This is a genomic window from Clostridium beijerinckii, assembly GCF_018223745.1.
Lineage (GTDB): Bacteria > Bacillota > Clostridia > Clostridiales > Clostridiaceae > Clostridium > Clostridium beijerinckii.
This window is the reverse complement of the sequence record NZ_CP073653.1, coordinates 4218380-4240807: the sequence shown is the minus strand read 5'-3', so window position 1 is coordinate 4240807 and position 22428 is coordinate 4218380. Positions and strand designations below refer to the sequence as shown.

Genomic DNA, 22428 nt, shown 5'->3' with positions numbered 1-22428 from the left:
ATTTTATGAAAAGTATTAAGACTTTACTCACGGTTGTTAGTATAATTATTATTTGTTTATCTATGACCGTACTGGAGGTTACAAGTTATATAGAAACGAAACAGATGGTTGAAACAGAAGTGAAGACAAGCATGACTTCTACCACTCAATCAACAGCTAAAGAAATTGGATTGTGGCTTGATATTAGAAAGTCGGAGATGGAAAGTATTGCAAGTTGCCCAGTTTTTGTGAATGGGAGTAGGCAGGATATAATAGATTATATGTCTTCTGAAACAAGTCGTCTTCCTCTATATAGTGCATTTTGGCTTTCAGATGCTAATGGAGATTGGTATTCGGCTACAGGTACAACAGGGAGCATAAGCGAAAGACCTTATTATAAAGAATTACTAGCTACAGGAAAAACAGTGATATCAGATCCTTTACTTGGTAAGGCAGATGGAAAAATGGCTGTAGTTGTTGCTGTTCCGATAAAGGTTAATGGTACTATTAAAGCTATCTGGGGTGGTAATGTAAAACTTGATGAATTAGTACAATACATATCTTCTATAAAAGTAAAACAAAATGGTTATGCTTCACTTAATTTAACAGATGGAACAGTAATTGCAAATCCTAATAAAGATTTAATTCTTAAATATAATCCATTAAAAGATGAGAAAATCGAACCAAAACTAAAAGAAATATATGAAAATATGTTCAAAGGTGAAACTAATGTTGAATATTATGGCTTTAATAAGCAATATATATCATATAAGCCTGTTTCAGGAATTAATTGGACAGTTAGTCTGATAGTGTCTAAAAGTGAATTTACTGGACCACTTACACAACAAATTTATAAATCAGCTTTAACTTTAATAATCACTTTAGTAATAGTAATAATTTTATTTCTATTTATGTTAAATAAAATTCTAAAACCATTAAAGGCTATAGAAGATATGGCGTTATGTATCTCAGATGGTGATCTTAGTGTTGCAAAGGTGAGAGTTAATTCAAAAAATGAATTTGGCAGACTCGCTAAAACTTTTGAAAATATGATAATAAATTTGAGAGGATTAATTGAACAAGTTTCAATATCATCTGATAATGTAGCAACTGCCTCAAAGCTGTTAACTGAAAGTTCTGAGCAAACTTCGGATGCATCAAATCATATAGCAACAACTATTATGAATATATCAGAAGGTGCTAATAAACAAATGGAAGTTGTAAATGAAACTTCTTCTGAAATTAAAGAGATGGATAAAAAAATAAAGAATATGGCAGAGAACACAGATAGCATGATAGAAACAGTAGGAGAAACTGCAAATGCTGCACAATTAGGAAGTAAAGCTGTTAGTGAAGTAATTGTCCAGATGGCTAAGATTGAAAAAGCTGTTAACAGCTCAGCAAATGTAGTTGAAATATTAGGTGAAAGCTCAAAGGAAATAGGACAGATAGTAGATACAATATCTACTATAGCTAAACAAACAAATCTTTTGGCACTAAATGCAGCAATAGAAGCAGCATGCGCAGGAGAAGCAGGAAAAGGATTTGCCGTAGTGGCAGAAGAAGTACGAAAACTTTCTGAGGAGTCTAGTATAGCATCAATGCGGATAGCAAAACTTATTGGCGATATTCAAAGAGAAACTGACGATGTTATAATTGTAATGAAAGAAGGAACTCAAGAAGTAAAAAATGGAACTGATGTTGTAAATTCAACAGGTAAGGCATTTAGTCAAATATCACAGGCAGTTGAGTGTGTAGCAGCCCAAGTAAGAAGTGTATCTGAGACGGTAGGACAAATATCATCAAACAGTAATAAGATTGTTACTTCAATCCATAAGATAGAAAAAATTGGGGGTGACACTGCAGAGAAAACACAAACAGTAACTGCAACAACGGAAGAACAATCTGCATCAATGTATGAAATTGCTGGATCAAGCCAGAACTTACTAAAACTATCTGAAGACTTGCATGAAGCTATAAGTAAATTTAAATTATAGATACTTTTCTTTTAAAAATGAAAAGTTTTTTGTGAAAAGTTTATTATTATATTCAACTAAATTCCATATTTGATTTAAATATGGAATTTGGTTGAATATTGATATATACTGTAAAATGTTGTATAACTAAAGTAGATTAATAATTATGTTTATAAAAAGAAAGGCTGATTACAATATGACAGAAAGTGTTCGTGTTTTAGTAGCTGATGATGAGCTAAGCTTGAGAATGGTACTTCAAACAGCATTAAATAAGGCTGGATATGAAGTAGATACTGTTAAAAATGGAAAAGAGGCACTTTGTATGGCGCAGGAAAATCACTATGATGTCGCTATCCTTGATATCCGTATGCCAGAAGTGGATGGGTTGCAGGCATTTTATGAAATTCATAAAATTAAGCCTAGCTTGCCAATTATTCTTATGACTGCATTTGGAAGTTCGGAAACTGCAGTTAATGCTATGAAACACGGTGCTTATGACTATATATTAAAGCCTTTTAACCTTGATGAAGTTAAAATTATTGTAAGTAGAGCTATTCGCATGCAACAATTGACTAAAGAAGTTGTATACCTTACGCAGGAAGTACAAGAAATGGGAATGACAGCAATGACCCCAGGTAAAATTGTTGGGGAAAGCTCTAAAATCCAAGAAGTATATAAAATAATTGGACGAGTAGCGAATTCAAAAGCTACGGTATTGCTAACAGGCGAAAGTGGGACAGGTAAAGGAATGGTTGCTAAGGCTATTCACTATGCGAGTGACAGGAGAGAAAAGCCATTCATTCAAGTGAATTGTGGTTCGATTCCAGAAGGTTTATTAGAGAGTGAGATATTTGGACATGAGAAGGGAGCATTTACAAGTGCATTTTTTCAAAAACCAGGGAAATTTGAACTGGCTGAAGGAGGGACACTTTTTTTAGATGAGATTGCGGAGATGAGTCCAAATCTTCAGGTAAAACTTCTTAGGGTGTTGCAAGAAAAAGAGTTTGAACGTGTTGGTGGTACAAAAACATTTCATACAAATGTACGTATTATTGCAGCAACAAACCGTGATCTGAATAAAGAGATATCTGAAAAGTCTTTTCGGAAGGATCTATATTATCGACTTAATGTTGTTTCAATATGTTTACCTCCACTTTGCGAAAGGGGAGAAGATATTGTTTTACTAGCTGATTACTTTTTAAAACGTTTTTCTGTAGAAGTAGGACGGAATGGTATGTTTTTCGCTCCAGAGGTTTTGGATATTTTTCGTAACTATTCTTGGCCAGGAAATATCAGGGAATTAGAAAATGCAGTAGAACACGCTATTATTATGAGCAACACCCGTGTTATTTTGCCGGAAAATCTTCCACTTAGCATAAAAGTAGAAGATGTAGAAGCGGATGGTACCATTATTCTGGGAGATGATTCTTTCAAACCTTTGCGAGAAGTATTGCTAGAAGTTGAAAAGCGTCATATATCCGAAGCTATAGAACGAACAGGTGGAAACCGCACACAGGCTGCAAAGCTCCTTCAGATTTCACGGAGAGCCCTTCTGTATAAAATTAATGAGAATAATATCGATTAAATCATTATATGTAAACATGGATTGAGTTCGCGTTAATAAATAATTCTTTTTTGGATTTTAAGGGCCATGCCTCGCCTACATTATGAATCCCACGAAAATCTAAAATTGAACTGCCCCCTGTCAAGTAGACAGATGAAAAAACAAAAAATTATGAAACCAAGGTCTGATTTCGATATTCAATTGGAGTCAGACCTTTTAAGTTTTTCTGTAGTCTTTTTGTATTATAGAAAACTATGTATTCATCAATTGCTTGTCTCAATTCTTCATATGTATAAAATTTTTGCAAATAGTACATCTCACATTTTAGAGTTCCCCAAAAACCTTCCATTGGTCCGTTGTCGATACATCTGCTGACACGTGACATGCTTTGAGTTGCTTTGATTTTATCAAGTTTAGCTTTGAAAGTCCTATTAGTATACTGAAATCCTCTGTCACTATGAAACAGTGGCTTTGCAGTCGGATTAGCACTTACTGCTAAATCAAATATTGCGCTAAGGTAAGCCTTTTTACCATTAAGTAGTTTAAATTCAGTAACATCTGTTAACCATTTTTCATTTGGTTTCTTTGCATAAAATTCTCTATTTAATTTGTTTTCTGCTGTAATTTGTGGAGTACTTTGAATATAATGCTTTCTCTTTTTTCTTATAACTGATCTCATGTTAATAGATTTCATTAATCTATAAATTCGTTTATGATTATACTGTTTATCCAGGAGTCTATTTATATTCATTGTTATCCGACGGTATCCATAGATACCGTTTACATCTTCATAAAGCTTAACAATCTCTTTTAGTATTATTGAATTTTCCTTATCTAATTCAGTCTCTGAACGGTTAATCCATTTGTAGTAAGATGATCGTGCAATCCCAGCTAAATTGCATAGATCAGCTATTGGATAGCCATTTTTTTCATGTAATTCTTTTATAGAAATATATTTATATTCTTGGAGTCTTTTAGTGCTTATCGCCTTCTTTCTACTTCTTTCAATTTTTTTAAGAAATCAATCTCCATCTTTAAACGTCTATTTTCTGCTTCAATAAGTTTTAATTGTGCGGATAATTTATCAGACTCAGTAATCTCATCAGTATCTTTACGCTTACCGCGACGATCTATTAGCTCTTCATATCCATTAGCTTTGTATTTTCTTACCCAGGTATAAACTTGTTGATAAGAAACATTAAATTTATCAGCAGTAGCTTGATAATCATCATTATTCGAAATGCAGAATGCAACAATCTCAATTCTTTCTTCATAAGTAGTCTTTCTTCCATTAGTCATAATTCTATCCCCTTGCTTATTATGAGATTTAATTGTTTTATGACCATTATACTTCTTAATCCAATCGCTGAGAACACGAGGAGATGAAATTTCATATGTGCAGCATATATTTCTTAAAGAGCCTTTTCCAGCTAGATAATCTTTAACTGCATTAAGTTTAAGCGAATCGCAATAATATTTGTTTTTTGTAGAAACTATTAAATTTGCTTCACCAACATCATTATATATTTTCAACCAGTCATAAAATGTGGCACTATGAATTCCCATCTCATCGCATATCTGTATAACTGCTTTTTCTCCTGATAGGTATTCTTTAATTCCTTTCAATTTCTCTTCCAGAGAACATTTCGTTTTTCTTGACATTAAAATACTCCCTTTATAGAAACAGTTTTATTATTTTAACTGTTTACTATAAAGGGAGCATATCAAATTTGGATTTTCGTGGGTCTTTTATTTTGTATATTTAGAATTATTAATAGTGAATCGCGTTATAAGTAACATAGAATATTTTAATTGATAGAAAGCAGTAAATTAGAAAGAAAATAAAAATACCTACAAGATATCGCTAATATATTTAATTTTTAAGAAATAATTGTTAGCAAATTTATTCATGGTTGAGAAGATGCAATATATGTGTTAATTGGGCAATGTTTATGAAATTTCTTCTACTAATCTATGAGTTCGTTCAAAATAAGTATTAAATTTTGTTGGGTTCATCATATAAGTTAAAATTATCGATACTATGCATAAACCTCCAACAATTATAAAGGTAGGTATAAAGCCTCCTGCTAATGTTGCAATGAACGAACCCGAAAGAGCTCCAAAACCAAATCCTTGATATATAATTCCATAGTTTTTAGTTTGATTTTTAGAACCGAAGAAATCACCTACGATAGTAGGAAATACTGTAATATTTCCGCCGAAGCAAAATGCAATTGAAGCAACACATATAAAGAAAATTATAAAATCTAAATGTACAAAGCTTAAAACAAATACTGAAGCAGTTGTAACAGTAAGGGTAAAAATTAGTACGTTTAATCTGCCAAGTTTATCTGATAAAGCTCCTAATATAATTCTTCCAGCTGTATTAAAGATTGCAACCATAGCTACTGCATTTGCTGCCACAGCAGGTGTAAGTCCAGCTAATTGAACACCGATATCTTTAACAATTCCTATTAAATAAAGACCGCTCATGCAAGATGTGAAGAATATTAAAAATAAAAAGTACGCATCTTTAGTCTTAAGCATTTCTTTTACTGAAAAATCTTTTTCATTTGAATTATTATTAGTGTTATTAATAATAGAACTTACTATTGGAGCATCTTTTAATAACTGGGCACCAATAACAACCAATATCATAGCTATAATTCCCCAATATAAAAATGCTTCTGAAACACCATTACTATATATTAAACTTCCATTAATATATTTAAATATTAAACTTCCAGTTCCATAGGCTCCAACTGATATTCCTGAGATAAGTCCTTTTTTTTCTGGAAACCACTTAATACAATTTGAAAGTGATGTAAGATATGCAATACCATCTGCGGCTCCAACTATTATGCCAGCTGTAACATATAACATTGTTAGTGAAGTTACTTTAGATGTTAATATTAGACCAATCCCTAAGATTAAACCTGAAATTGATATAAGTTTTCTAATTCCTAGTTTTTCTTGAAGTTTACCTCCAGCTAATGTAGCGAATGCTAAAGCAAAACTAGTTATAGAGAAAGTAATAGTTACTTTATTTAACTGCCATCCAAATTTGTCTACTAGAGGCTGATTAAATAAACTCCAAGTATAAATTGTTCCGAGTCCCAATTGGGCAATTACTGTACCTAAAACTATTAACCAACGGTTTTCATGTTTTTCATTCATATCGTTCATCGCTCCTTAATTAATATATTAACAAGTAGATTTTAGAAGGTATTTACAACACTATTGAAATTTAACTTTTTATGTTGTCTGTTTCATTACCATCATTATAAATCGGTGTAATATAAAATTATTCTTTATTGAACGAAATGCATAGAAAATTACATAGAATACATTTATATATTCATAAGCTGTTTAAACTCTTTTATGTTACTTCTGCTTACAGGTATTTGATAATCTATATCTTGAAGTTTTAAATTATAAGTATTATTAAACCAAGGTATTATTTCTCTTATTTTATTTATATTAACAATATAAGATCTATGGCATCTAAAGAAAATATCTTTTGGCAGGCTGTCATAAAATTCAGCTATACCTAAGCTTACTGAATACTCGTCTTTCTTCGTAAAAACATGGGTTATTCTTTCTTCAGCAACGCAGTAATATATATCATCTATATTTACTACAATTATTTTTTCGTTTTTCCATAAATTTATCTTATTTTGTATGTTAACTTTATTTAAGTTGTTTTCTTTATATTTATTAAGGTCCTCCAATTTTTTTAGCATAGATACAATTCTGGATTCTGAATAAGGCTTTAGTATATAGTCAAAAGCTTCTATTTCGAAAGCTTCTGCCGCATGTTCCTTGTAGGCTGTTATAAAAACTATATATGGTTTTTTAGAAAACTTGCTTATACTTTTAGCAAGTAACACACCATCCAATGAGGGGATATTTATATCCATGAATATAACATCAACTTCGTTATTTTGGATAAATTTAAGTACATCTATTCCGTCCTCAAATTCATCTATTATTTCTATATTGCTATAATTTGTAATAAAATATTTAAGCTCTTCTCGTGCTAAAAACTCATCTTCAACTATTATAGCTTTCATATGATCACCTTCTCTTTATGTAAAATTCTATTTTAGTTCCCTTTTCTAATCTTTCTATAATAAGTCCTTCCCCATAAATAAGTTTAATTCTTAAATGTACATTGTAAAGTCCTATTTTATTTTCAGGCACTGCATCTTTATATATATTTTTAATTGCCTCTTCACTTATGCCAACACCACTATCTATTATAGAGATTTTTACTTTTTCACCTCTATCCTTTACAATTATTTTTACTGTGCCCGCTCCCTTATCTTTTAAAATACCATGAATTATAGCATTTTCTACTAGAGGCTGTATTGTAAGACTTGGTATATCGATATCTACATTATCTACATCATAGACTATATTTAATTTATTTCCAAATCTCGCCTTCTCAATTTCTATATAATCTTTAACTTGTTTTAATTCTTTCTTAATATCTATAAATTCACTGTTTATCTCTAAATTATATCTCAAATAACTAGCTAGGTTTATTATAAGTTCTCTTGCTTTATTTGGATCTATTCTAATAAAGGAAGTTATAGCGTTTAGGGCATTAAATAAAAAGTGTGGGTTTATCTGCCTCTGAAGAGCTTTAAGCTCTGCTTTATTAGCCATTGTTTTCATTTGTTCAACCTTTGATACTTCCATTAATGTTGATATAATTTGAGAAAGTCCAACAGCAAGAGCTTGTAGAGAATAAGTTATTCTATGAGAGGTTTTATAATATATTTTTAAGGCTCCTATAACTTCGTTCTTCACTTTAAGAGGTATTATAATTGCAGACTTTAACATTAAGCTTTTATCTTGCAGTCCATTATTTCTTATAATTATTTTATCGCTATTTATTGCCTCTTTAGTTACTTCAGTTATTATTTCGTGTCCAATGTTGTAATATTCTTTTCCAACTCCGATATAAGCTAATATATTTTTTGTATCAGTTATTGATACTGCGTCAGCATCAATATCATCTCTTATGACAGTGCATATCTTATTTAGAGAATCACTATTTATATTTCTAAAGTAAGGGAGAGTCTTATTAGCTATATCAAGTGCCAGTTTTGCTTGTCTAGCAGCTATTTTCTCTTTATCGTCCTCTATACTTTGAATTAATTGAACAATAAAGCCTACACTAATTTGACCTAGTATCATTGGTAATGCTATTTTAGATACTATATCAATGCCTAAAGAAAAAGGTCTGCTTAATAAAAGTATAAGAATCATTGTAATGGTTTCAGAAAACACCCCTGCTATTATTCCAGATATCCATCTATAGTTTCGTTGAATCTTTCTGTTAATATATCCAGATATTATTCCTGCTGTTATACTGCTTATAAGACATGGGATTGAAGTTATACCCCCTACATCTATTAAATATCTATGTACACCAGATAGTACTCCGGCTACAATTCCAACTACTGGTCCAAATATTATACCTCCAGATACTATAGTTATTGTCCGAACATTTACGAGAGAGCCTTCAACATTAAGTCCTGTATAATTAGCTATTATGGCGAATAGAGAAAATACTATACAAGCAATTAAATAGTCTCTTTTACTATAATTGTCCCTACTAAATATTTCTCTAAAGCCTCCAAATCTTGTTATAACAAATAAACACATAAGCAGTAGTGCGACTCTATCTACGAATTGAACTAATATGTTATATACGTAATTCAACTAGAATTCATCTCCATTCATTCATTAATTAGTATAGAATAAGTAATATCATTTTAATTATAATATAGAATAAGGAAGCAGTCGAAAAATAAAATTTATGGTGGATTTAAAAGGTGGTGTATCACCTCCAACATGAAACCCACGACCACCTGTATGTGGCTTAAATAGCTGCTTACAGTTGGTCGTGGGTTTTTATTGTCACTGGTAGTCCATAAATCATGAATTTTAATTAGATGATAATACAATAAGCTACACAGAAGAAGGAATTAATCTAAATATTATTTACTAAAACAGTATTGAATTTGAAAACGTCATATCTATGGTGCGTTTTCGAATATTCGAAAATCTTACCATTTTCTAAATAACATATTTTCTCAAGCTCTATAATAAAGTCAGACTCTGTCAAATTTAAATAAAGTTTATCGTTAGAGTTAGCCTCATCACCTTTTATAGAGATGTGGGCGCTTTGAATTTTAAATCCAAGTTCATTTGTTATGTAATCATAAATAGAGCCTTCTAAATGGTGTTCTTTTAGTCCAGGTATAACATAAATAGGCATATAAGTTTCTTCTAGTATTTGTGGGTCATTATCCACAGATCGTAATCGTAAAATTTTATATATATATTCATCGGTGATGTTAAGTTTTTCTGCAATTTCTTTAGGTGGTGTGATAATAGAAAAATCTATCACAGTTGATTTTAGATGCTCTGTACTAAATTTTTTAGAATAACCTGAAATATTATCTAATTCTATAGTAGTCCTGTTGGACAGATTTTCTTTAACGTAAGTACCAGAGCCCTGTCGTCTTATTAGCATACCTTCTTGAACTAATAAATCTAATGCTTTAGCTATTGTAAGTTTACTGCAATTATAGCATTCAGCTAAAGAATCTCCATCTGGAATTTTTTCATTGGTTTTATAAATATAATTATTTATCTTATTCTTTATATCTTCATATACTACTTTGTATTTAGGCGGCATATATAATCTTCCTTTCTCAATTGTTTCCACACATATATTATATATCAGATATAAATAAAAATATACTGGTATTTATATATCTTTTTATAAAAGGTATATATCTTTTGAAAAAAGGTATTGATTATTTTTGAAAGGACATATATAATCATAATTGAAAATGTTTTCTGCTCGAGACGAGAAACATAATATATATTAAGATGGGAGTTACTTATGAAAAAATTTTATGAATTTCCAGAAGGATTCTGGTGGGGGAGTGCCTCATCAGCAGAGCAATCAGAAGGCAAAGGTAATACTGATAAAGGAAAAACTATTTGGGATCATTGGTTTCAATTAGAAAAAAACAGATTCTATGATGAAGTTGGACCAGATATTACTTCAGATTTCTTCTATAGGTATGAAGATGATATCAAATTAATGAAGGAACTTGGACATAATTCATTTAGAATGTCTATTTCGTGGGCTCGATTATTTCCAAATGGAGATGGAGAAGTTAATGAAAAAGCAGTTGAATTTTATAATAATGTAATTAATTCATTTATAGCTAATGATGTAAAGCCTTTTATTAACTTATATCACTTTGATATGCCGTTAGTAATGCAGGAAAAGGGAGGATGGGAAAGTAAAGAGGTCGTTGAGGCATATGTGAACTATGCAGATAAGTGTTTTGAATTATTTGGAGACAGAGCTGAGCATTGGTTTACATTTAATGAACCTTTAGGACCAGTACTTGGAGGGTACTTACAAGATTTTCACTATCCAAACATAATAGATTTTAAGAGGGGTGCACAAGTAGCTTTTAATACAATTCTTGCACATGCAAAAGCCATTGAAAGATTTAAAAAACACAATCTAAAATCTAAAATTGGAGTAATATTAAATCTTAGTCCTACTTATCCAAGAAGTTCAAATAAGTATGATGTGGAGGCAGCAGAATATTGTGACTTATTTTATAATAGAAGCTTCTTAGATCCTTGTGTAAAAGGCGAATTTCCTAAGAAGTTAGTTGATACTCTTAAAAAATATAATCAAATTCCTATATATACAGATGATGAGCTAAAAATAATTAAAGAAAATACAGCTCAAATTTTAGGAATAAATTATTATGAACCAAGAAGAGCAAAGGCGAGAGAAAATGCTGTTAATCCTAATTCTCCATTTATGCCAGAATGGTTTTTTGATCCATATATAATGCCAGGAAGAAAGTTTAATAATTATAGAGGATGGGAAATATACGAGAAAGGAATACTAGATCTTTGTAATGATGTTAAAGAAAATTATGGAAATATAGAAGCTTTTATATCCGAAAATGGTATGGGTGTCACTGATGAAGAACGTTTTCTTGAAAATGGACAAATTAATGATGAATACAGAATTAATTTTATTAAGGGACATTTAAAATATGTTCATAAAGCAATTGAAGAGGGATGTAATATAAAAGGATATCATCTATGGACATTCATTGATTGTTGGTCATGGATGAATGCATATAAAAATAGGTATGGTTTAGTTAGTTTAGATTTAAAAACTCAAAAGAGAACAGTAAAGAAAAGTGGAGAGTTTTATAAACTGTTAGCTACAAATAATGGTTTTGAAGAATAAAAAAGGGGGAATATTGATGAACAAATTTTTTGAAAAACTAGGGAAAGCATCGCAAAAGTTAGGTGGAGAAATACACTTGAGATCACTTAGAGATGCATTTGCATCACTAATTCCATTCATTATTATTGCAGGCTTAATGATTTTCATTAACTATGTTGTTATTGAACCAACAGGATTTATGTCTAAAATAATTAATCCAGCAACATTAACTACTTGGCAAGATGTTGGAACATCTATTAATAATGGTACTTTAAATTTCTTAGCAGTATTGCTAGCGGGTGCATGTGCATATCATCTAGCAATAAATAGGAAATTTGAAAATCCAATAGCACCAGCGCTTCTAGCTATTTCAATATTTGTTGTTTTATTACCATTTGTGATTTCAACTACACCTGTAGGAGTTAAAGAGGCAGTTAAAGTTGCAGGAGTTATTTCTTATAGTTCCACTAATTCAGGTGGGATGTTCGTAGGTATTATAACGTCACTATTATCAACTGAATTATTTATGTGGTTATCTAAAAATGAAAAACTTAAGATTAATATAGGTGGAGAAGCAGTACCTCCAGCCGTTACAAAGTCTTTTAATAGTTTAATACCTATAATGATTACTATTCTAATTTTTGCTGTAGTGTCATTTGCAATAAAACAACTTTTTGGGACAGATATAAATTCACTGATCTTAAAAACAATACAACGACCATTGGTAGCTCTAGTTACTAGTTTACCAGGATTTATAATATTAATGCTGTTGTCTAATTTATTATTTGCAATAGGGATACATCCAGGAGGGGTAATTGCGCCAATTATGGATCCAGTATTATACACAGCTATGAATGAAAATATGACTGCTTTTGCTCAAGGTCAACCTATCCCTCACATAATTAGCATGTCATTTAAGGACACATTTGGAGTAATGGGTGGATCAGGTAATACTATTGCGTTATTAATTGCTATATTCTTATTCTCAAAGAGAAAGGATTATAGAGATATTGCTAAACTTTCCACAGCACCAGGTATATTTAATATTAATGAGCCAGTTATATTTGGTTTACCAATAGTATTTGATTTAACACTAATGATTCCATTTGTATTAGCTTCACCAATTTGCTTAACTGTTGCATACTTAGTGACTGAGGCAGGATGGATGTCACCAGTAGTAATTCAAACACCTTGGACGACTCCACCAATTTTATCAGGATTTCTAGCAACCGGTGGAGATTGGAGAGCTTCAGTATTTCAAATAATTATGATTGCACTTACAGTCTTACTATATATTCCTTTTTTAAAGGTTGCAGAGAAAAAACAGATTGAAGAATAAATAGAAAGAATATAAAAATAAAAGGGAGATGTTTTGTTATGAAAAAAATATTATTAGTATGTAATGCAGGAATGTCAACATCAATGCTTGTACAAAAGATGATTAGAGTGGCAAAAGAAAAGGGTATAGAAGTAACAATAGAAGCTATACCTTCGACAGATTTATCTCAATGTTGGCAAAGTGCTGATGTAATTTTACTAGGACCTCAAATTGGATTTATGAAAGACAGTGTAAAAGAGACAGTAGAAAATAAGATATCAGTAGAAGTTATTAGTATGGTTGATTATGGCAGAATGAATGCTGACAAAGTTTTAACTTTCGCTATAGATTTAATGAAATAAGGTGGTTTAAAATGGAAGGAATGGAGTTAATAGCTTTCAATATTATTAGTAATGTTGGAACGGCAAAGAGTATGGGAATCCAGGCTTTAATTAAAGGAAGAGGCGGAAATGTAGAAGAGGCAGAAAAATTACTTGAAGATGCATCCGTGTTTATGAGAGAAGGACATAAGTCACATGCACAACTTATACAAGAAGAAGCAAAAGGAAATAAGCAAGAGTTTTCATTAATACTTATGCATGCTGAAGATCAATTAATGGCAGCAGAAATAATTTTATCTTTAGCTAAAGAGATGTTATATATGCAGAAAGAAATAAATGATTTAAAGAAAAAATAGTAAAAAGCCGAGGATTTATCCCGGCTTTTAATAAAATAAGCTTATAAAAAGTTTGGAACGAATAAGAAATAACAATTTTAAGTAAGCGCGCAATTAAAAAATATCATAGAAGATTTTATTTAATCAAATAGTTTTGTTAATATTTTAGGAGGTCAAGATGAATTATTATTTGGGAATTGATATAGGAGGTACCAACTTAAGAGCCGCTATTTTAGATAATGAATATAATTTAATAGATAAATTTAAAATAGATAATATCGTTGAAAAAGGTGCGGACTATAATGTAGATAATTTAATAAAAATAATTAGGGAAAAGTGGAATACATATAACATTCAGGCTATTGGTGTGGCATGTCCAGGTCCTTTAGATATAAGAAATGGAGTAATAATTAATCCGCCTAATTTAAAAGGATGGGAAGGATTTGAAATAAAAAAATACTTTGAAGAGCGTTTTAAATTACCTACAACTGTAAATAATGATGCAAATGTGGCTGGATATTGTGAAGCTAAGATAGGAACAGCTAAAAATGCTGAAAGTGCATATTATATTACTCTATCAACAGGAGTAGGTGGAGGATTTGTTTATAAAAATGAGATAATTAATGGTTTTAATAACATAGCTGGAGAAGTATGCAACATGATAATAAATGAAGATGAATATAGTCATGCGGGCTTAAACGCTGGGGGATTAGAAGGGCAGTGCAGTGGAGTAAGTATTTCTAGAATTGCTAGTAAGAAGTTAGGACAGGAACTCACGGCCAAAGATGTTTTTGACAGAGCTAAGGATGGAGAAGTAAATTGCAGAGAGGTTTTAAATGAGTGGTCTATAAATTTATCTAAAGCAATTGCTAATATAATAACTATTGTAGATCCAGAAGTTATAGTACTTGGCGGATCAGTTATATTAAACAATTCTAATTACTTAGAAAAATTAATTAATGAAGTTAAGCTAAGAGTATTTAACAATATTAATGTAAATATTAAATTGGCTAAAATAGGTGATGATGCAGGATTGCTTGGAGCGGGGATTCTAGCATCTTGTTTAAAATGATAGATATAATAAAAATAAATGCAGTATTGAAGATTAAAGAGAAGAAGTATATAAAAGAATCTACTAGGGATTAATGATATGTTCTCCTTAAGGTAGACAGTTAGATAAAAATTTTTATTATGGACAAGTTAAGAATTTTATATTAAGTGCAGGTGGTGGATTTTAAAGATTATGCTTCGCCTTCATCATAAAATCCACGACAACGAACTGCGCCCTATCTACTTGACAGGTAGCAGTTCATTGTCGTGGGTTATTTTAAGTGTCAAAAGATAAAATTAATAGTGGGAATGATAAGAGTATAAATTTAAATATTACAATTTATTTTAAGATGACATTGAATTAATGAAAATAAATGTGAAAATTAAGTTAGGGGATAAATGATTTTTAAAGAACCTTAGCCGAGTATTAGGTCTCCCATTAATATTCCTACAATTTGCTTTTGAGAATTTAGAACAGGTACAGATATTGCGATACAATAATTATTTGTATCTACAGAAATATAAGGCTCTGATTTGAAAAAATTTCCTTCAATTGCTTCTTTAAAGTATGGCCTATGAGAAAAGTTTACGTAAACTTCATTTTCAGTATAATCTAAAGTTATAGCTTTTCTTAAACCATCTTTTTGCATTAAAGCAAAAAGATCAAAATATGGATACTCAGCTATCTTTTCTTTTAGTATTTTTGTAGCACTATTATAGTCCATATCCCGTAAAATATCATTTTTAGATAAGTTTATGAGAATTTCTAATCCATTATTTATATACTGGTTTGTTTTATCATCTATAGTATAATCTTTTGCAAAGGAATCAATATGTCCTTTTAAATTGCTATTCATATCAGCTAAAGCGGATGCAGAAGTGGAAATATTGATTATAGAGTTTAATTGCTCTTCGGAAGCAGCAGCAACTTTTTTTGTAGAATCTGATATAGCAGTGGAAACAATTTCGATATCATCAATGAATCTACCTATTTTATCTATCTTGTTTCCTTGAATATCAATTATTTTATTTATATTTTTTACTGAAATTAGCGTAGCTTCATTTTTATCTTTAATAGTTTTCAATTTATCTTTTGTTATACTTGAAAATTCAATATTATCATTTATTACTTTTACCTCAGTAGCCATTGATTCGGATATATCTTTTATTATGTTATTTATGTCACTTATTATATTTTTTATATCCTTTGATTGTTCAGAGGATATTTTAGCAAGTTTTTGTATTTCGGTTGCCACAACTGCAAATCCTTTTCCTTGTTCTCCTGCTCGTGCTGCTTCAATGGATGCGTTTAGCGCTAACAAAGTTGTATTTTCACTAATACTGTTTACTGCATCTGAAATACTTTGAATTGTATACACTTTGTCGTATAGTAATTTAGTTTTATGTGCTAAATTTTCATTAGAAAGTGCAGAATTATTAAGTTTTTGTATTAGTTGATCATAAATTTCATTTGTTTTATTTATTTCAAGTGTCATGTAATAAGACATATCTTCAATTGAACTTCCGTTATTTATTATAGATTTATTTTCTTCAACGATTTCTGCGATAAAATTCTTGGCTTGTACTATATCATTGGTTTGATTTTCAACAACAGTAGATATTTGATTTATTACCGTTGTCGTATTATTGGCAGCGAATTCAACCTCTTTTGAATATTTTCCTAAATCTTTGCAATAATCTATTAACTTATCATTAAGTGTTGCGGTTTCATTTATAAATTTTCTTATATATAAGATAAATGTATTTATATTTAAAGAAAACTTTTTAAAAATCCCCATTCTGTTTAAAGTTAATGTTTTTGTTAAATCACCTTTAGATATCTTTTCTAAATGATTACTTATTGTATATAATTTTTGAGTATTTGATTTAAAAATTATTGCGACTAGTATTAAGGTTATTAATACTGATGTAATTATAGTAACTATAAACATACTAATGCCCCCTTATGTAATAATATCCGACTAAAACTATATGTTTAATATATATTATAATAAATATTGGAAATTGTAAACATATTTTTCTTAAATCATTTTACTTTAAATAAAGTGAGGAAATAGTATATAGTAAATTTTGTGTCAAAATATCGAACGATTAAAGCGTGTATTAGAATTACATTGAAAAATTATATATATAAATTGATGAAATGATTAAGAGTAAATTAAAATTGCCCTCCATTTTGCACGAAATCGGAGGCAGTTCAACTAAAAAATTAGAAATGCAAATTAATATACATTTCTAACTTTTATATTACTATTTAATATTGATTCTTTTTCTTAAATAAAATAGCCTGATCCCAAATGACATCATAAGGTGCTGGACCAACTAATGTTTCTTGATTTAAATATAGTCTAAAGGCTATAAATGCTTCTTGATAGTTATTAACTCCGTAGCATGCCCCTTTTGGATTTCCTGTACTATAAGGGATAATAGCTACACAATCGCCACAACCTTTTCTGGCCATTTTATACACATAATAATTATTTGATACTTCGCAATCTTTAGGAAAAAATTCATTTGCTGATCCTTCACAATCAGGCGAGTAAATAACACTAACACCGTTAAGTTTTTTAGCACCATAGAAACTAGAATTATAGTAAACTGCTTTTCCAGTTTGGGTGTGATTAACTCCGTAGGTGATTACAAAATCATCATCAGATGTTAATTCGAAATTGTTTGTTCGGAGGTACAAGGCATCTCTACTTTCGCCTAGTACATTCACATCCATTAGAATTCCTTCAAAGCTTTCCATAACCCAAATATTAGTTTTAAGATCTATAGCTTCATAGTCATTACTATAATATTTTTCAAGAATCTTATACCTTAAATAATTTAAATCATCTCTAGCATGTGGTAGTAGATTAAATTCTGTTTTGCATGTTTCACGGATTTTAAGTGTAGGTACTGGCCAAGAATGGTTGTTTTTAATTGGCTTTTTAGGTGTAATTCGAAGTACATGCCAGTATTTGTCCAAATTATCTAAATACTCTTGTCCAATGTCTCTATTTTCCCATATTGATGCTCTCATGAGTATTGCAAAGGTATCCTTACCTCTTTCAAGTCCTAAGTTGACAAGACCCTCTGGTATATTATCATTATTCATGATATCGGAACTAAATCCAGAATTAATTAAAGCCTTCCGCACTTGGTGGTTAATATATTGGTCAGCAGTTGTAATAATAATTGTAGAACTATCATAGGGATATCCTAGTGTTCCATCAGGTGTATTTTCAGTGTTAATATTATAGTTATTAATAGTATCACCTAGGCTGCCAAATATTATATGGTATTTTCCGGTTTGATTATTACCTACAGTAGTATTATCACTATAATCTTTTCCTATTTTGTTTTTGGCAAAGAAAAGAAAACTTCTGAAACTGTAGTAATATGCTTTAGGTGGTGTTTTTCCGATTAAAACAATAGCCTCATCAGGACGTAATTTGTAGGAAACTCCTTCTTCTATAAATTCTATAGAAGACTCTTGATTAGGAGAAGGTGGGATTAGAGCAAGAGCATATGGAGCACCTGCATTATTTCCCAAAGCAGTATTGACTAAACCTTCGCTGCAATATTTTAAAATATCTACATATTTTAATTCTCCTTCTTGAACTATACAACCTTGATGCTCTAATGAATTAATGAATTCCTTAACTTTTTTTTCATTGTTCTTATCACAATTACAATAATTATAATCTTTATGCATTTTGCTACTCCCTTTTTTCTTTGATTCTTTTCATTTGTTATTTATTATTATATGCTGAATGTTTAAAGTGGGTGCCATAACAGACAGGATTGTAACTGACCAAATAAAATTAGATACAATGCCAGTGCAGAAATAAAAAAAGTTATGAAATGCAAGGATATAAGTAATGGCCAATTCAAATTGAAATGCGATTATTGTAGTGAAATAAAGAAAAGTTAATTTTATAAACAAAGGCATTAATATGTAATATATTGAGGATCAAAATGAGATTAAATTCAGTGTTGGATTTTAAAGGTAGCATTTCGCCTCCATCATGAAACCAATGGAAACTACAATTTGGATTTTCGTTAGTTTATTTTTGTATTTTGAAGATGTTCAGTTAAAAATTATGAGCTTTAGAATACGTTTAAACTATTTTTTGGAAATTTAAATATTTGGACAGCTAACCAATATATTTAAATTATTGATTTTTTAATATCTATATGATAACATGACATATATATTAAAAAAATGACAATTATTAATGAAATATAGTAATTGAGAGCTATGAAGAATTCTTTTTATGTGGATATTTTAAGAATTTCGAGCTATCTGTGCAGTCGACCAATTTAAACTAATAAGTTCTTTTTTGATTAGTTTAAATTGGCCTTTATTATTTATAAAAATTATATAAAGAACAATATTTTTAGGGGTGGAGTATGAGTAAATTTGGGAAGAAAATATTAGGAATGATGTTGGTTATTTTATCATCTATAGCTATAATATTAGTTTCAGTAAATCTGATTATGTTTGAAAAATTTAAAAAGGAACTTAGGCAAACAGTTACTCAATGTATTTCAGATTTAACTGTTTCTATTGATAGAGACAAGCTTGAAAAGCTTATAAAAGAGCAATCGGATGACAGTGTAGAATATCAAGATGTATTGAAATCAATGAGTTTGGCTAAATCAAAAAGTGTTGCAAGGAATTTTTATACACTTGAAAGAGTTCAAGGGACACAAGCTAAGTTTTTAGTAGATGTTTCAGTTGATGCATCTGAATTTTTAGAAGACTATACTATGGATAGCGTGATGAAAGAAGCTTTTAATGATAAAGTTATAGTAACAAATGAATCGTTTACAGATGAGTATGGTACTTTTATTTCTGCTTATGCACCAATTAAAAATTCAGAAGGAAAGATTATAGCTATTGCTGGTGTAGATGTAGACTCAAGCATGTTTGAAGGTATGAGAAGTGCATTGCTAAATGCAACAATTCTAACAATAGTTATTGTGAGTATTTTAGCTTTTGTTATGATTTATTTATACTCTAAGAAATTAAGTAATAATATTGTAAAAATACAAAGTGTCTTAGGTAAAATGAGTGATGGTGATTTAACTAGTAATATAAATATAAGAACAAAGGATGAGATTGAGGATATAGCTATATCAATAGATAAGGTTCAGAATTCTTTAAAAGCTCTGATAAACGATGTAGCAATTGTATCTAAAGATATGAATACTGTTAATGATACAGTAAATGATAAAGTGAAGCATCTAAATAATGATGTTGAAGAAGTTTCAGCAATTACAGAAGAAATTTCAGCGAGTATAGAAGAGAGTGCAGTATCTGCAGAAGAGATGTCAAGAACTTCAAAGGAAATAGGAATTATAGTTAATTCTATAGCTGAAAAATCACAATACATTGAAGAGAAATCAAATCAAGTAAGTGAAAAAGCTAAAAATATTATGGGAACTTCAAAAAATAATCAAAAGGAAACTGAAAAAGTGTTTAAAGAAACAGGTATTAAATTGAAGCAATCCGTTGAAAAAGCTAAAGCTGTGGAGAAAATAAATGTATTATCGGAATCTATACTTCAAATAACTTCACAAATTAACTTACTTGCACTTAATGCAGCAATAGAGGCAGCAAGAGCTGGAGAAGCTGGCAAAGGATTTAGCGTAGTAGCAGAAGAAATAAGAAGGCTGGCAGAACAATCTAATGAAACTATAAATAAGATGCAAAATACAACGTCAATTATATTATCTTCGGTTGAAGATTTAACTAATAATTCTAATAATATGCTTAGTTTCATGGAAAACAGAATATTAAAAGATTACGAAACTTTAGTTAATGCAAGTCATGAATATAATAATGATGCGTTATATTATAAAGAATTTTCCTCTGAGTTAGGTATAACTTCGAAAGAACTTTTATTATCTGTAGAAAATATACTAGAAACCATAGAAAATGTAGCAGATGCATCTAATGAAGGTGCAAGGGGAGTTTCAGATATAGCAAATAAAGTCGGAAATATAACTACTCAATCTAATGATGTATTGGAAGAGGCATTAAAATCTAAAACAAGTTCGGAAAAACTAAAACAAGAGGTATTTAAATTTAAAATTTAAAAAATATGACAACACCCACAAAAATCTGAAATTAGGATTTTCATGGGTGTTTTATTTTATAACATAGTTTTGCTATTACACTGTTGTGCAAGTTATCACTTTCAGCAAAATTTTCATAGTCCTGCGAAATAAGAATGTTTCTACTTTCGGTGGATTATCGTATAAATCTAAATTCAATATTATCTACTGCATTCAGAAGCTTCACCTGTTAGAATATCAATTCCATGAGGAAGGGCTGGCAGTATAACTTCTAGATTTTCTACAGCGCCTTTTGGACTTCCAGGTAAATTTACTATTAAGGTACTTTTCCTAATTCCGCTAACAGCTCTTGAAAGCATAGCTTTAGGAGTTATTTTTAGTGAAGCACTTCTCATTGCTTCAGGGATACCAGGCACTAATTTTTCGATAACACTTGTTGTGGCTTCTGGAGTAACATCTCTCTTTGAAAAACCTGTTCCACCATTTGTTAAGATCATATTAATACCTAAGGAATCGCAAAGATATATTAGTTCTTCTTTTATCATTTCAACTTCATCAGGGATTATTTTATAATAATCTACAGAAAACTTATCACTTGGTAGAATATCTTTTATAGCTGGACCAGTTAGATCTTCTCGTTGATTGTTGTAGCCTTTATCACTTATAGTTAATATAGCTGTACTTATCATTTTATATTTACCTCCTGCGGGAAAATTTATATTAATAAACATTTGAATTTAAATATTATACTATAGTTTAGTTATAGATTAAATTAATAATATCAATTATAAGCTCATTGAAGAAAAAATGAAAGACTTAAAATAAACGATGATTAGTTAGAAATATGTCGAAATAAAGCTTTAAATAAAAAATTCAATCAACATTCAGAGTTGACTAAAATATTATGACAAGGTAAAATTTATAGAACTGGATTTTGTTAATAAAATAGGAGATTTAAATAGAAAATGAGTGCTATAAATCTTGAATTGCAAGAACAAATTAAAAAAGTTACAGTTAAAATTATAAAGCATTATAGAGGTAGAGGGCCAGAATATGTTAAAGTGAAGGTTGATTCCCTTGACACAATAACTTTAGAGATAAAAGGGATACTTTCAAATCTTAGTGAAATTTTGGTTAATGAAGGTGCTGTCAATATGGTAGCAGATTATTGGAAGATAATGAAGCCCCATCTTGAAAAAAATTTCCTTCAGGAAGTGAAAGATATATTAAAAAAAGACTTTACTTATAGCTGGAAAATTTGTAATATAGAAAACGATAATAGAACAGTTGTTATAACAATAAAATTAATAGATTAAAATTAGAAAAGTTAATAAATTAAGGTTGGATTGAAAAGAAAAATATTAGGCACTAGAAAGAAAATATGCTAGTATACTTACTTGTTATTTTTTGATAGTGCCGAGTTTATGTTTTAGCTTTTAAATAAACCAGTACTAAGGACCGTTGAAACAAACAGTCTTTGTA

At 30.0% G+C, this 22428-nt stretch carries 18 protein-coding genes, 1 pseudogene and 1 riboswitch; of the genes and pseudogenes, 9 read left to right on the top strand and 10 right to left on the bottom strand.

Features of this window, described 5'->3' with window-relative positions:
- Window positions 1-5: 5 nt before the first annotated feature.
- Both KEC93_RS19240 and KEC93_RS19235 read left to right on the top strand, forming a co-directional pair.
- Window positions 6-1976, top strand: a complete 1971-nt coding sequence (locus KEC93_RS19240) for a methyl-accepting chemotaxis protein (RefSeq protein WP_031276040.1) — start codon at window positions 6-8, stop codon at window positions 1974-1976.
- Window positions 1977-2121: 145 nt separating this feature from the next.
- Window positions 2122-3540, top strand: coding sequence for a sigma-54-dependent transcriptional regulator (locus tag KEC93_RS19235; protein WP_039768479.1), 1419 nt, complete (start codon window positions 2122-2124; stop codon window positions 3538-3540).
- Between the two features lie 148 nt (window positions 3541-3688).
- Here the strand turns inward: KEC93_RS19235 and KEC93_RS19230 are convergent, their stop codons facing one another.
- The 7 genes and pseudogenes from KEC93_RS19230 to KEC93_RS19205 all read right to left on the bottom strand — a co-directional run bounded on the left by KEC93_RS19230 (window position 3689) and on the right by KEC93_RS19205 (window position 10264).
- A complete protein-coding gene (locus KEC93_RS19230; RefSeq protein WP_207658608.1) occupies window positions 3689-4213 on the bottom strand; it encodes an IS3 family transposase in 525 nt (174 codons plus the stop codon).
- Between the two features lie 18 nt (window positions 4214-4231).
- A pseudogene (locus KEC93_RS26915) lies at window positions 4232-4276 on the bottom strand (hypothetical protein); the annotation flags it as partial.
- A gap of 224 nt (window positions 4277-4500) precedes the next feature.
- Window positions 4501-5181, bottom strand: a complete 681-nt coding sequence (locus tag KEC93_RS19225; protein WP_011968065.1) for a helix-turn-helix domain-containing protein — start codon at window positions 5179-5181, stop codon at window positions 4501-4503.
- A gap of 288 nt (window positions 5182-5469) precedes the next feature.
- Window positions 5470-6696, bottom strand: a complete 1227-nt coding sequence (locus KEC93_RS19220) for an L-lactate MFS transporter (protein WP_039773734.1) — start codon at window positions 6694-6696, stop codon at window positions 5470-5472.
- A gap of 173 nt (window positions 6697-6869) precedes the next feature.
- Window positions 6870-7592, bottom strand: a complete 723-nt coding sequence (locus tag KEC93_RS19215; RefSeq protein WP_039773735.1) for a LytR/AlgR family response regulator transcription factor — start codon at window positions 7590-7592, stop codon at window positions 6870-6872.
- A gap of 4 nt (window positions 7593-7596) precedes the next feature.
- On the bottom strand, window positions 7597-9252 hold the full coding sequence (locus tag KEC93_RS19210; protein WP_171780461.1) for a sensor histidine kinase: 1656 nt from the start codon (window positions 9250-9252) through the stop codon (window positions 7597-7599).
- 271 nt (window positions 9253-9523) lie between these two features.
- Window positions 9524-10264, bottom strand: a complete 741-nt coding sequence (locus tag KEC93_RS19205) for a GntR family transcriptional regulator (RefSeq protein WP_242654939.1) — start codon at window positions 10262-10264, stop codon at window positions 9524-9526.
- 180 nt (window positions 10265-10444) lie between these two features.
- Here KEC93_RS19205 and KEC93_RS19200 point away from each other — a divergent pair, with 180 nt between their 5' ends.
- The 5 genes from KEC93_RS19200 to KEC93_RS19180 all read left to right on the top strand — a co-directional run bounded on the left by KEC93_RS19200 (window position 10445) and on the right by KEC93_RS19180 (window position 14878).
- Complete coding sequence (locus tag KEC93_RS19200) at window positions 10445-11833, top strand: 6-phospho-beta-glucosidase GmuD (protein ID WP_023975630.1); 1389 nt, start codon at window positions 10445-10447, stop codon at window positions 11831-11833.
- Between the two features lie 16 nt (window positions 11834-11849).
- Entirely contained in the window at window positions 11850-13151 is a 1302-nt protein-coding gene (locus tag KEC93_RS19195) for a PTS sugar transporter subunit IIC (protein ID WP_023975629.1), read from the top strand.
- Window positions 13152-13189: 38 nt separating this feature from the next.
- Window positions 13190-13492 carry a PTS sugar transporter subunit IIB gene (locus KEC93_RS19190; RefSeq protein ID WP_041898798.1) on the top strand — a complete coding sequence of 101 codons (303 nt, stop codon included), beginning with the start codon at window positions 13190-13192 and terminating at the stop codon, window positions 13490-13492.
- A gap of 11 nt (window positions 13493-13503) precedes the next feature.
- Entirely contained in the window at window positions 13504-13827 is a 324-nt protein-coding gene (locus KEC93_RS19185; protein ID WP_023975627.1) for a PTS sugar transporter subunit IIA, read from the top strand.
- A 157-nt stretch (window positions 13828-13984) separates the two neighbouring features.
- Window positions 13985-14878, top strand: coding sequence for an ROK family protein (locus KEC93_RS19180; RefSeq protein ID WP_023975626.1), 894 nt, complete (start codon window positions 13985-13987; stop codon window positions 14876-14878).
- Between the two features lie 394 nt (window positions 14879-15272).
- Here KEC93_RS19180 and KEC93_RS19175 read toward each other — a convergent pair whose 3' ends face one another.
- On the bottom strand, window positions 15273-16808 hold the full coding sequence (locus KEC93_RS19175; RefSeq protein ID WP_051144948.1) for a methyl-accepting chemotaxis protein: 1536 nt from the start codon (window positions 16806-16808) through the stop codon (window positions 15273-15275).
- A 323-nt stretch (window positions 16809-17131) separates the two neighbouring features.
- Window positions 17132-18577: a hypothetical protein gene (locus KEC93_RS26595; RefSeq protein WP_077868223.1), complete on the bottom strand. Its 1446-nt coding sequence runs from the start codon at window positions 18575-18577 to the stop codon at window positions 17132-17134.
- Between the two features lie 530 nt (window positions 18578-19107).
- Window positions 19108-19191: riboswitch (cyclic di-GMP riboswitch) on the top strand.
- Between the two features lie 84 nt (window positions 19192-19275).
- Here KEC93_RS26595 and KEC93_RS19165 point away from each other — a divergent pair.
- Window positions 19276-20967, top strand: a complete 1692-nt coding sequence (locus tag KEC93_RS19165; RefSeq protein WP_039773737.1) for a methyl-accepting chemotaxis protein — start codon at window positions 19276-19278, stop codon at window positions 20965-20967.
- A gap of 179 nt (window positions 20968-21146) precedes the next feature.
- On the opposite strand, the gene KEC93_RS19160 is transcribed toward KEC93_RS19165, so the two are convergent.
- Window positions 21147-21635 carry a MogA/MoaB family molybdenum cofactor biosynthesis protein gene (locus KEC93_RS19160; protein ID WP_012059968.1) on the bottom strand — a complete coding sequence of 163 codons (489 nt, stop codon included), beginning with the start codon at window positions 21633-21635 and terminating at the stop codon, window positions 21147-21149.
- Between the two features lie 276 nt (window positions 21636-21911).
- Here KEC93_RS19160 and KEC93_RS19155 point away from each other — a divergent pair, with 276 nt between their 5' ends.
- Complete coding sequence (locus KEC93_RS19155) at window positions 21912-22262, top strand: Na-translocating system protein MpsC family protein (RefSeq protein WP_023975240.1); 351 nt, start codon at window positions 21912-21914, stop codon at window positions 22260-22262.
- Window positions 22263-22428 lie beyond the last annotated feature (166 nt).

Bases quoted from the DNA above. Each gene is read 5' to 3' on its own strand.
- KEC93_RS19220 (WP_039773734.1), bottom strand. From the start codon at position 6,696: ATGAATGAAAAACATGAAAACCGTTGGTTAATAGTTTTAGGTACAGTA.
- KEC93_RS19175 (WP_051144948.1), bottom strand. From the start codon at position 16,808: ATGTTTATAGTTACTATAATTACATCAGTATTAATAACCTTAATACTA.
- KEC93_RS19185 (WP_023975627.1), top strand. From the start codon at position 13,504: ATGGAAGGAATGGAGTTAATAGCTTTCAATATTATTAGTAATGTTGGA.
- KEC93_RS19230 (WP_207658608.1), bottom strand. From the start codon at position 4,213: ATGAAATCTATTAACATGAGATCAGTTATAAGAAAAAAGAGAAAGCAT.
- KEC93_RS19195 (WP_023975629.1), top strand. From the start codon at position 11,850: ATGAACAAATTTTTTGAAAAACTAGGGAAAGCATCGCAAAAGTTAGGT.
- KEC93_RS19190 (WP_041898798.1), top strand. From the start codon at position 13,190: ATGAAAAAAATATTATTAGTATGTAATGCAGGAATGTCAACATCAATG.
- KEC93_RS19200 (WP_023975630.1), top strand. From the start codon at position 10,445: ATGAAAAAATTTTATGAATTTCCAGAAGGATTCTGGTGGGGGAGTGCC.
- KEC93_RS19240 (WP_031276040.1), top strand. From the start codon at position 6: ATGAAAAGTATTAAGACTTTACTCACGGTTGTTAGTATAATTATTATT.
- KEC93_RS19165 (WP_039773737.1), top strand. From the start codon at position 19,276: ATGAGTAAATTTGGGAAGAAAATATTAGGAATGATGTTGGTTATTTTA.
- KEC93_RS19235 (WP_039768479.1), top strand. From the start codon at position 2,122: ATGTTTATAAAAAGAAAGGCTGATTACAATATGACAGAAAGTGTTCGT.
- KEC93_RS19160 (WP_012059968.1), bottom strand. From the start codon at position 21,635: ATGATAAGTACAGCTATATTAACTATAAGTGATAAAGGCTACAACAAT.
- KEC93_RS19225 (WP_011968065.1), bottom strand. From the start codon at position 5,181: ATGTCAAGAAAAACGAAATGTTCTCTGGAAGAGAAATTGAAAGGAATT.
- KEC93_RS26595 (WP_077868223.1), bottom strand. From the start codon at position 18,577: ATGCATAAAGATTATAATTATTGTAATTGTGATAAGAACAATGAAAAA.
- KEC93_RS19180 (WP_023975626.1), top strand. From the start codon at position 13,985: ATGAATTATTATTTGGGAATTGATATAGGAGGTACCAACTTAAGAGCC.
- KEC93_RS19155 (WP_023975240.1), top strand. From the start codon at position 21,912: ATGAGTGCTATAAATCTTGAATTGCAAGAACAAATTAAAAAAGTTACA.
- KEC93_RS19215 (WP_039773735.1), bottom strand. From the start codon at position 7,592: ATGAAAGCTATAATAGTTGAAGATGAGTTTTTAGCACGAGAAGAGCTT.